Below are 11,824 nucleotides of genomic sequence, written 5' to 3' on the forward strand. Positions count from 1 at the left end.
AGACAAATGAGTACAAACAGGGGATTATTTCGTCTTCTTCTTAGTTAGGAAGTGAATTATATAATCTATAATATATATCAGAAGAATGAAAAATACCAGATTATTCATGTTTGCGGCATGCACACTTTTTTTAGCAGCGTGTGGCAGGCAAACCGTGAAGATTATGACTCCGCCGGATGCGTCAAATCGTGTTTTGTTTGGTGCGGAGCAGTTACAGGCTACCTTGGATAAAGCCGGTTATCAGGTAATGATGCAACAGGGAGACACAACATTCTCCGACGCCGAAATCAAAACAATCTTGCTGACGGAAGTGAATGACACGACACTCAAGAAAGAAGGTTTTCATATTTCGACGACCGGTAACCTGACCAGAGTGTCCGGCAGGGATGGGAGTGGCGTCATTTACGGATGTCGCGAACTGATAGACCGTGTGAATGACTCGGATGGTCGGTTGAATTTCCCGGAGGAATTGAAAGACGCTCCTGAAATGGTATTGCGTGGGGCTTGTGTAGGATTACAGAAGATGACCTACCTGCCGGGACATGGTGTGTACGAATATCCGTATACTCCGGAAAGTTTCCCCTGGTTTTATGATAAAGAACAGTGGATTAAATATTTGGATATGCTGGTTGCCAACCGCATGAATTCATTGTATCTCTGGAATGGACATCCGTTTGCATCATTGGTGAAACTGGAAGATTATCCGTTTGCACTGGAAGTAGATGAAAAAACATTCAAGATGAATGAAGAAATGTTTTCTTTCCTCACAGAAGAAGCGGACAAGCGCGGTATCTTTGTGATACAGATGTTTTATAATATTATTCTTTCCAAACCTTTTGCTGAACATTACGGGCTGAAAACACAGGACCGTAATCGTCCTATTACTCCTTTGATTGCCGATTATACACGTAAGAGCATTGCTGCTTTCATAGAAAAATATCCCAATGTAGGACTACTTGTTTGTCTGGGGGAAGCAATGTGTACGGTAGAGGATGATGTGGAATGGTTTACAAAAACAATTATTCCGGGAGTGAAAGACGGATTACAGGCATTGGGACGAACGGATGAACCGCCTCTTTTGTTGCGTGCACACGACACGGACTGTAAACTGGTGATGGATGCTGCATTGCCGCATTATAAGAATCTTTATACGATGCATAAATATAATGGTGAATCGTTGACAACTTACGAACCTCGTGGCCCCTGGTCGAAAATACATACAGATTTGAGTTCATTGGGTTCCATCCATATCAGTAACGTACATATCCTGGCCAATCTGGAACCGTTCCGCTGGGGCTCTCCGGATTTCGTACAGAAAGCGGTAACTGCCATGCACAATGTACACGGTGCCAATGCACTACATCTTTATCCGCAAGCTTCCTATTGGGATTGGCCCTATACGGCTGATAAATTACCGAACAACGAACGTGAGTTCCAATTGGATCGTGACTGGATTTGGTATCAGACATGGGGACGTTATGCATGGAACTGCCACCGAGATCGTACAGATGAAATGGGGTACTGGAATCATCAGTTAGGCAAATTCTACGGAACATCTGACGAAAATGCAAGCAATATCCGCATAGCTTATGAAGAAAGTGGTGAGATTGCTCCGAAGCTATTGCGTCGTTTCGGTATCACAGAAGGAAATCGCCAGACATTATTGCTGGGTATGTTTATGAGTCAACTTGTCAATCCATATAAATATACCATCTATCCGGGATTCTATGAAAGTTGCGGACCGGAAGGGGAGAAGCTGATAGAATATGTAGAGAAAGAATGGAAAAAGCAACCTCATGTAGGTGAAATGCCTTTGGATATTGTTGCTCAAGTAATAGAGCACGGGGATAAGGCAGTAGCGGCTATTGATAAGGCGGCCGCCTCCGTATCTTCAAATAAGGACGAATTTGCCCGTTTACAAAATGATATGCATTGTTATCGTGAATTTGCGTATGCGTTCAACCTGAAAGTGAAAGCCGCCAAGCTGGTATTGGATTATCAATGGGGCAAAGACATCAAAAAACTTGAAGAAGCTATTCCTTTGATGGAACAAAGTCTGGAGCATTATCGTAAATTGGTGGAATTGACAGACGAACATTATTTGTATGCCAACAGTATGCAGACAGCTCAACGTCGTATTCCTATCGGTGGAGATGATGGAAAGAATAAGACTTGGAAAGAATTGCTGGTACACTACGAAAAAGAATTGGAGAACTTCAAAGCTAATCTCGTCCTGTTGAAAGAAAAACAGAATGGAAATGCGGTGGCTGAAACTGTAGAGATTGCTGCCTGGGCTCCTGCAAACGTAAAACTGATTTCTAATTATCCGGCAGTGAAAGTGGAGGAGGGCACTTCTTTATTTGTCGATCTTCCGGGTAAGATAGAAGCAGTAGCCCCTGAATTGAAGGGAATGAAAGCGCTTCGTTTCAATGGAAACGAGCAGAGAGAGAAAGGTACGAGTATCACTTTTGAAACAGATGCTCCGGTGAAATTATTAGTAGCCTATTTCAAAGATGACCAGAAAAAGTATGCAAAGGCTCCGAAACTGGAAATCGATGCATCAGCCAATGATTACGGTCAGGCGGAACCTGTGTTGACGAATGCTGTCCGTATCAACGGAATGCCTTTGGCAAATGTACATGCATATAGTTTTCCGGCCGGAAAGCATACGCTGATGTTACCCAAAGGTTATCTGCAAGTACTAGGATTTACTGCTGCGGATATGAAGGTGCGTAATGCCGGACTTGCCGGGGATGAAGAAACAATGGATTGGTTATTTTACTAAGTCCTTACCACTAATCAATTGCTATCTTTTTAGGCACGGATTACACGGATTAACGCGGTTGTTTTGCAATAATGACAACACTAAAGACAGTGAATTCCGTGTAATCCGTGCCTAAATTATCATATAAACTAATTATGAACATCATTATATGAATGATTATAGATGAAAAATATCATGAAGAAGTTATTGCTGGCTGTTTTTAGTATAACCACTACTTTCTCTCTGTATGCGCAACGCGAAGTTCCGCAGGAACGGATGGAGCAGATTTATGAGGAAGTGAAGACACCGTATAAGTACGGTCTTGCCATCGCACCGGCAGACAATCATCATAAGATCGATTGCCCTACCGTTTTCCGTCAGGGAGACAAGTGGTTGATGACCTACGTCGTCTATAACGGTAAAAGTGGAATGGACGGACGCGGATACGAGACATGGATAGCGGAAAGCGACAATTTGCTTGAATGGCGTACTTTGGGACGAATTCTTTCTTACCGGGATGGAAAATGGGACTGTAACCAGCGTGGCGGCTTTCCTGCATTACCGGATATGGAATGGGGTGGAAGCTATGAACTTCAAACTTATAAAGGCCGCCATTGGATGACGTATATCGGTGGCGAAGGCACCGGCTACGAAGCAGTGAAAGCTCCGCTTTACATCGGACTGGCATCAACAAAAGGAGATATTTCCACTGCCCACGAATGGGAATCTCTGGACAAACCGATCTTGAGCATCCATGATAAAGATGCCCAATGGTGGGAGAAACTGACTCAATATAAGAGTACTGTTTATTGGGATAAGGATAAAACATTGGGCGTTCCGTTTGTAATGTATTACAATGCAGGTGGCCGTCATCCGGAAACGGATTTAAAAGGAGAACGTGTCGGCATCGCTCTTTCCAAGGATATGAAGACCTGGAAACGTTATCCGGGAAATCCAGTCTTTGCGCATGAAGCGGATGGAACAATTACAGGAGATGCACATATCCAGAAGATGGGTGATGTGTATGTGATGTTCTATTTCTCTGCTTTTGAGCCTTCGCGTAAATATAAGGCATTCAATACGTTTGCCGCCAGCTATGACTTGGTACACTGGACGGACTGGAAGGGGGCTGACTTGATTATTCCTTCCAAAAACTATGATGAATTGTTTGCTCATAAGAGTTATGTGGTAAAGCATGATGGGGTGGTTTATCATTTTTATTGTGCGGTAAACAACGCAGAGCAACGTGGCATTGCCATCGCTACCAGTAAGCCGATGGGACGTTCGGCGGTTCGCTTTCCGAAACCGGAAATTAAAAATCGTCGGTTAATCACTACATTGAATGAGGGTTGGAAGACTTGGATTACAGAAGCGACTCATTTGAAAGGTAATTTTATGATGCCTGCAAAGACGGTGAATATCCCTCATAATTGGGATGATTATTATGGATATCGCCAGTTGACACATGGAAATATGCATGGAACTGCCATGTATGTGAAAGACTTCACCGCCGATATAAAATCCGGGAAACGATATTTCCTTCGTTTTGATGGAGTGGGTACATACGCTACCATTAAAGTAAACGGAACGGACTTCGGACGTCATCCTGTTGGACGTACTACATTAACCTTGGATGTTACAGATGCAATGAAGCAGGGAACAAATCGCCTGGAAGTAAAAGCCGAGCATCCGGAAATGATTGCCGATATGCCTTGGGTATGTGGTGGATGTTCATCGGAATGGGGATTCAGTGAGGGGTCACAGCCCTTCGGTATTTTCCGTCCTGTGGTGCTGGAGGTGACCGATGAAATTCGTATAGAACCTTTTGGTGTACACATCTGGAATGATGAAAAGGCTGTTAACGTATTTGTTGAAACGGAGGTTAAGAATTATGGTAAGACAACAGAAACGATAGAGTTGGTCAATAAACTAAGTAACGCTGATGGAAAACAAGTTTTTCGTTTGGTTGAGAAAGTAACTTTGGCTCCGGGAGAAATGAAAGTCGTTCGCCAGCAAGCTCCTGTCGAGAAACCTGTTTTGTGGGATACAGAAACTCCATATCTCTATAAACTAGCCAGTATGATTAAGCGTGATACGAAAACTACGGATGAGATTTCAACACCGTTTGGGATCCGTACCATTAGCTGGCCAGTCAAACGGAATGATGGAGACGGACGTTTTTACCTGAACGGAAAACCGGTGTTTATTAATGGGGTATGCGAGTACGAACATCAGTTCGGACAGAGCCATGCATTCAGCAATGAACAGGTGGCTGCAAGAGTAAAACAGATACGTGCGGCCGGGTTTAATGCATTCCGGGATGCTCACCAGCCCCATCATCTCGACTATCAGAAGTATTGGGATGAAGAGGGAGTCCTCTTCTGGACACAATTATCTGCTCATGTATGGTATGATACTCCGGAGTTTCGCGAGAACTTCAAGAAGTTACTTCGTCAATGGGTGAAAGAACGTCGCAATTCTCCTTCAGTGGTAATGTGGGGATTACAGAATGAAAGTACTTTACCTCGTGAATTTGCACAGGAATGCAGTGATATTATTCGTGAGATGGACCCGACTGCAAAGACAATGCGTGTCATTACAACTTGTAATGGCGGCGAAGGTACAGACTGGAATGTGATTCAGAATTGGAGCGGTACGTATGGGGGAGATGTGACTAAATATGGTCGGGAACTTTCTCAAGTTAACCAATTATTGAATGGGGAATATGGAGCATGGAGAAGCATCGGTTTGCATACGGAACCGGAAGATTTCCAAGTGAATGGAGTGTGGAGTGAAGACCGTATGTGTCAGCTGATGGAAACCAAAATCCGCTTGGCGGAGCAGGTTAAAGACAGTGTTTGCGGACAGTTTCAGTGGATATACAGCAGCCATGACAATCCCGGACGCCGCCAACCGGATGAAGCATATCGCAAAATAGATAAAGTCGGTCCGTTCAATTACAAAGGATTGGTTACTCCATGGGAAGAACCGTTGGATGTGTATTATATGTATCGTGCCAACTATGTTTCCGCAGCCAAAGATCCGATGGTCTATCTCGTATCCCATACATGGACCGACCGTTTTGAGAAAGGACGTCGCCGTGCTACTATAGAGGCTTACAGTAATTGTGATTCAGTGTTGCTTTACAATGATATGACAAATGAAAAGGCAACCTTCCTCGGACGTAAAAAGAACAACGGAACGGGTACTCATTTTATGTGGGAAAACCGGGATATTCGTTATAACGTACTTCGTGCTGTGGGATATTATAAAGGTAAACCGGTAGCGGAAGACCTGATTGTGTTTAAAGGTTTGGAACAGGCCCCGAATTTCGAACTTCTTTATCAGGACGATAAAAAAATATTGAAAGGAGAGGCAGGATATAATTATCTATATCGTCTTAATTGCGGAGGAGATGATTATACGGATAGTTTCGGACAGTTGTGGTTGCAGGACAATACGAACTATTCCCATTCATGGGCGGAAAACTTCAAAGATCTGAATCCATATCTTGCCAGCCAACGTACTACCAATGATCCGATTCATGGCACTCGTGACTGGAAGTTATTCCAGCATTTCCGTTTCGGACGTCATCAGTTGGAAGTTCGTTTCCCTGTGGCAGATGGAACATATCGTATTGAACTGTATTTCACAGAACCCTGGCATGGCACAGGTGGAAGTGCTTCTACCGACTGTGAAGGACTGCGTATATTCGATGTTGCCGTGAATGATTCTGTCGTATTAGACGACTTGGATATCTGGGCAGAAAGCGGTCATGACGGAGTTTGCAAGAAGGTGGTATATGCCACAGTTAAAGGGGGAATGTTAAGAATTAATTTTCCGGAAGTGAAAGCAGGTCAAGCCTTAATTTCGGGCATTGCTATTGCTTCCACAAATATGGAACTGAAACCGACGGTATTCCCTGCATCCGATTGGAGTTGGGAAAAGGCAGATAAAGAAGTGATGGAAAAGACTCCGAAAGAGTTGCTTCCTGAAGACAAGAACGCCCGTGTCAGTGTAGCCTATGGAAGCGGAAGCTGCTACATTGAAAGGTAACTATCAGAAGAAGGAACATCGTAAACAGACAGGAGTGTTCTTTGGCAAAGGAAAAGGGAACAGCATTGAATGGAATGTTTCTACCGGATTGGCTCAAGTGTATGCTCTTCGCTTTAAGTATATGAATACTTCCGGAAAACCAATGCCTGTCCTAATGAAGTTCATAGATTCGAAAGGGGTGGTATTGAAAGAGGATGTATTGACCTTCCCGGAGACACCGGATAAATGGAAGATGATGAGCACCACCACCGGAACCTTTATCAATGCCGGACATTATAAAGTTGAACTTTCAGCAGAAAATATGGAAGGACTTGGTTTTGATGCGTTGGATATTCAATAAATTCCCACTATGAATTGAATTATCTTATTCATAGATAATAAAGAAACGGAACATAAGAAAGTTGATTTTGCTTTCTATGTTTCGTTTCTTTATTTTCTCTCTTTTTTCTCAAATTGCTTTCTTAGAAATAAAATATAGATGTTATTTTTTTAAGATTCGATATTCTGATTTTAATTATTCGGAGAGTATGTTTTAAATAATCTCTATATTTGAAATCAAAAACAAAATAACAATGGGAAGCGATATACCCAAGTATGATTTACAGATTGATTATATTGTAGGAGAAGGGTTTGAAAGACACTTATTAAACAGATACATAAATTTTCCTTGCAAGATAGAATCCGGTTTCTTTATTCTCTGTATGAAAGGAACTTTGCAGATAACAATCAATACTAATACTTATAATATTGAGCGTAATGATTTAATGACTTTACCTCCCGATTATTTGATGGAGATTCATGGCTGTTCACCGGATATTCAGATTTATTATGCTGGTTTCTCATCCCGTTTTATAGAGAGCATTAATCTGATGAAATCCACGCAACATCTTCTTCCTGTTATCAAAGAAAATCCGGTTGTCAGATTATCCCAAGCAGATGCCAATAATTATAAAATGTTTTATGAATCATTTATTTGCTCTTATAAATCGTTGTGGACGAAATCAAATAAGGAAATAATAAAGGCAGTTCTCACCATATTTATTCAGGGAGCAACAGAAGTCTATAAAGCACGGAGTGACTTGAAGCTATTCTCTTCGTCCAGGAAATATGAAATTTATCAGGAGTTTCTGCAATTAGTAATGAAGCATTATACGGTTCATCACGGAGTTTCGTTTTATGCCGAGCTTTTAGGAATCAGTTTGCCTCATTTCTGCTCGACAATCAAGAAGGTAACAGGAGATACCCCGTTGAAAATCATTGCTTCAGTGATTCTGATGGATGCCAAGTCCCAATTAAAATCGACCAATGAACCTGTAAAGAATATTGCTTTATCCTTAGGATTCAGCAATATTTCTTTTTTAATAAGTTTTTCAAGCAACACACCGGTACCACTCCCCAGGAGTACAGGGGAAATTAATATTCCCTTTGTCCGCTTAGTGGTAGTGTAACCGTAAAACGACTACCTGTTCCCGGTTCTGATACAACGGAAATTTCTCCTTGTAGATGTTCTACGATAGTTTTGCAAATGGAAAGTCCCAATCCTGTTCCTTGCTTGAAAGTATTCACTTTATAGAAACGGTCGAATATATCTTTTTGACATTCATACGGAATTCCTACACCGGTATCTTCTACGAATATCTGAACAGCATCTGTTTTTGTTTCATCCATCATAAACCCGAAATGAATGTATCCTTTTTCTGTAAACTTCCGGGCATTATTTATAAAATTGCATATCACTTGTCTCAAACGAGTAGTATCTGTCATAATGTAAACATCATAATCCGGCAGTAATGCTTTTATCTCTATTTCAGGAATAGGCTTCATAGCCTGTTCTTTTTCTATATCATTGAGAAGGGATTTTAAAGAGCGACTGTCAAAAGTGAATTTTATTGTATTAGATTCGATTTTAGACAAGTCGAGTATATCATCAATCAACCTAACCAAGTGTTCGCTGTTAATGCTGATTAATCTTACGAAATCTGCCCGTTCTTCGTCACTTAATTCATAATAAGTAGAACCTATTACATCAGAAAAACCGACTATTGCATTCAGTGGAGTACGAATCTCGTGACTCATATTAGCTAGAAAAGCCGTCTTGAGTTTATCACTCTCTTCCGCCTTTTTGCGGGCTTCTATCAATGTATTCTCAATATCCTTATATTCCTGAATACTCATACAAATACCTACTAAGCGATATGGATGCCCCGATACGTTTGCAATATACGTGGATTGTCCTTCGAACCATTCCCACGTTCCATCTCCGCGATGTAAGCGAAAAGGGATAACTTTTTCAAACGTCTCGATACCACTAAGTTGAATAATGAAAGCGTCAGCCATAGCCTGACGGTCGTCCGGGTGAATCATTTCCACATATTTATCCATCGTCAGTGTATTATTTATACCCGGAGTGATTCCTAAATGTTCAAAATAACGATAATCGAGCGTAAATTCACTTCGGGCTATGTCATAATACCAAGGATATATTTTAGTTCGCTGTAAAGCTGTGTTTAGAATATATTCTTGCGTGAGTTCCACTGTTATATTACGAAAAAAGAATAGAATATCTGTCAGTTTACCGTCAGCTCTGACTGTCACGAATCGTCCGTTCACAGGAAATTGAGTATAATCGTTTTTCTCCTGAATATCTATGTGTTCGGGCAATGTGTATCCTTGCTCACCTTTGCGTAGACCTTCCATAACGACAGGAAGAATATTTTCTTTATGATATATCAAATTGATTATATTTTCTATCTGCAAAGGTTGGGCGAATTTATCTAGCGAAGATTTTATATGCAACTCTGTTTGTGCTTGCTGATTAATTTGAGTCACCTCTCCATCAGAGTTTAATACAAGTACTCCGTCAGGCAGAATATTCAATAACTCTTTGTCGTATTCTATTCTCTTATCAATATTCATCTTTATTTTGTTTTTATAGTCATACCTTCGACAATTCGAAGAATATATAACAAATAACGTGATTTTTTCGAGAAGTAGTATCGACCGATCAGCTCTTTTTTCTTCCCAAAAATACTTATTTAAATTTACAATACCTATCATGTTAATATGATATTCTGAATTTAATATTCAATATTTTGATTTTAATTGATGGTATGCATATGTCAAGATTGATATAGCTTGATGATAACTGTGGTAGTAATCATCAAAATTAGAAGTTGAAATGTGAAAATATACTACGTACTGATGTCGTCTTGGAAAATGAATTGTATTCGATTTGTACAGAAAATACATGTGGTTGCCCAGTTCAAAACTTTTTGTCGCAAGATATTGATATTCAAACGAATATAAACCGTGTTTTTGGTTTAAAACCAACAGGCCGTTCCTTTTTAAAGAAACGGAATACTCCTTAAAAACCTGTTTTTTTATGGACTACTGCTCGCATAATTTAGTGTTTTGTTTATTACCATTCAAAACATATGAAAGTCGTTTTGTTCTTATTATTAACTTTTCTATTTAGCTTTATTTTGTGAGTCTTACCCCATTTATCTGCCAATCATTTTTATTTTGACCTTCAGTGATACTAAATGTCTTTGTTAGAGTAGATAAGGGGGCAAATATTAAAGAAAATTCGGCTTCTCCACTCTCGGGTAGAAAGAAGTGCTCACCGGGCTTAATTCCATTTGCTCTTTTTAAGGTATATGATGTCCCTTTTTCATCTACTAATTTAATATTCGGACTAACTTGTATCCAATACTTTGGAATGTAGAAAGCTTTCAAGCGAAGAACCGTAGCTGTATCTGTCAGTTCCACTTGCTTTATTTCGACAATATCAGTATTCGTAAACTCCACCACCGGATAATTCACGATTTTCGTATTGCCTTGCAGAATGATACTTGTTTCATGTTTGGGGGCATCCAAGTATCTCCGCATCTTTAGTTTCAGGGTGCCTTTACCATATCCCGACCACATTTTCATAATTTTGCCTTCCGGTGAAATAAGAACATAATTGGGGATACCACGAACACCGTATTTAGCATATAATCCGGCACTTTGTTTCAAATCGCTTAAATTCTGCCAAGTCATTTCAAGCTGTGCTGAAGCAGTCGTCCATCGGCTTTTAGTATCCGAGCTAAGGCTGACAATAGTAAGACGCTCTTTGTATTGCTCCTGAATTTCCTTCATTTCAGGCAAAGCCATAATACAGGGGCCACAGCCACTACTCCAAAAATCAAGTAATATATAATTTCCTTTGAAATCTGTCAAATGATGAAGTTTTCCGTTCAAATCAAAAAGGTCGGTATCTGCCATATCATCTCCTTCTTTAACTACTGTAGGCGGAAAGAGATTTACCGTTATTTCTTGTCCTTGCATAGAGGACTTCTGCTCATCGTTCAATCTATTATACAAAGCTATTGTTTCTTCTTTATAAGAGAATTTCGGATTATATTTCGCAGATGTACTAAGTCTTCCTAACTTTTCCATCCAAATAGTAGAAATAGGCAGTTCTTGCATTAATTTTAATTCCCTACTACTGATGAGGTCTGATATACTGTCTTTTTTTGCACGAATTGCCTTTCGTTCCGTTTCCAGAGCTGAGCGCATTCCTTTTTCTTTAATGCTCAATCGTTGAAATTCATCCCATAAATCACGTGAAACATCTATGAAACGATTATACTCCTGCTGCTCTTTTACCGGACTGTCTACTTTCCAAGTATATATTAAGGTATTTGTACCAGTCACTTTTATATTAGCATTGGGGGCTACATAAATAGACAACGACATAGAGGGAAAATCTTGTTCCCGAGTACACATGAGAGATAATCGGTCTAAACCACTTTCCCCTGCGTTCCTTTTGAAATGGAATGTGCCATTACGTATACTATCTGTGGCTACTGTACTTCCCACATTGCCATCAAGCAGAAATAACGAAACAAGAGTTCCATCTTTTACTCCTTCCACGTGACCTTCAATAGTATATTCCTGTTGTGCTTGTATGGCGAAACAGCTTAATAAGAGAAGGTTGCTGAATAGTCGTTTTTCCATAAT

Annotated in this window: 3 protein-coding genes and 2 pseudogenes; 3 read left to right on the top strand and 2 right to left on the bottom strand. The window is 40.4% G+C overall.

The window, feature by feature from the left end; all coding sequences use genetic code 11:
• The first annotated feature begins 85 nt into the window (after nt 1-85).
• From NXV01_RS16665 to NXV01_RS16675, 3 genes and pseudogenes are all read left to right on the top strand, one after another.
• A complete protein-coding gene (locus tag NXV01_RS16665; RefSeq protein WP_259022919.1) occupies nt 86-2,785 on the top strand; it encodes a glycoside hydrolase family 20 zincin-like fold domain-containing protein in 2,700 nt (899 codons plus the stop codon).
• A gap of 174 nt (nt 2,786-2,959) precedes the next feature.
• Nucleotides 2,960-7,160, top strand: a pseudogene (locus NXV01_RS16670) (malectin domain-containing carbohydrate-binding protein).
• A gap of 232 nt (nt 7,161-7,392) precedes the next feature.
• A pseudogene (locus NXV01_RS16675) lies at nt 7,393-8,237 on the top strand (AraC family transcriptional regulator).
• Here the strand turns inward: NXV01_RS16675 and NXV01_RS16680 are convergent.
• Complete coding sequence (locus NXV01_RS16680; RefSeq protein ID WP_259022920.1) at nt 8,234-9,736, bottom strand: PAS domain-containing sensor histidine kinase; 1,503 nt, start codon at nt 9,734-9,736, stop codon at nt 8,234-8,236. The pseudogene NXV01_RS16675 and the gene NXV01_RS16680 overlap by 4 nt on opposite strands.
• Nucleotides 9,737-10,297: 561 nt before the next feature.
• Entirely contained in the window at nt 10,298-11,821 is a 1,524-nt protein-coding gene (locus tag NXV01_RS16685; protein WP_259022921.1) for a TlpA disulfide reductase family protein, read from the bottom strand.
• Nucleotides 11,822-11,824: the final 3 nt, after the last annotated feature.

This window comes from Bacteroides sp. BFG-606 (genome assembly GCF_024788145.1).
Classification (GTDB): domain Bacteria; phylum Bacteroidota; class Bacteroidia; order Bacteroidales; family Bacteroidaceae; genus Bacteroides; species Bacteroides vicugnae.

Bases quoted from the DNA above. Each gene is read 5' to 3' on its own strand.
- NXV01_RS16665 (WP_259022919.1), top strand. From the start codon at position 86: ATGAAAAATACCAGATTATTCATGTTTGCGGCATGCACACTTTTTTTA.
- NXV01_RS16680 (WP_259022920.1), bottom strand. From the start codon at position 9,736: ATGAATATTGATAAGAGAATAGAATACGACAAAGAGTTATTGAATATT.
- NXV01_RS16685 (WP_259022921.1), bottom strand. From the start codon at position 11,821: ATGGAAAAACGACTATTCAGCAACCTTCTCTTATTAAGCTGTTTCGCC.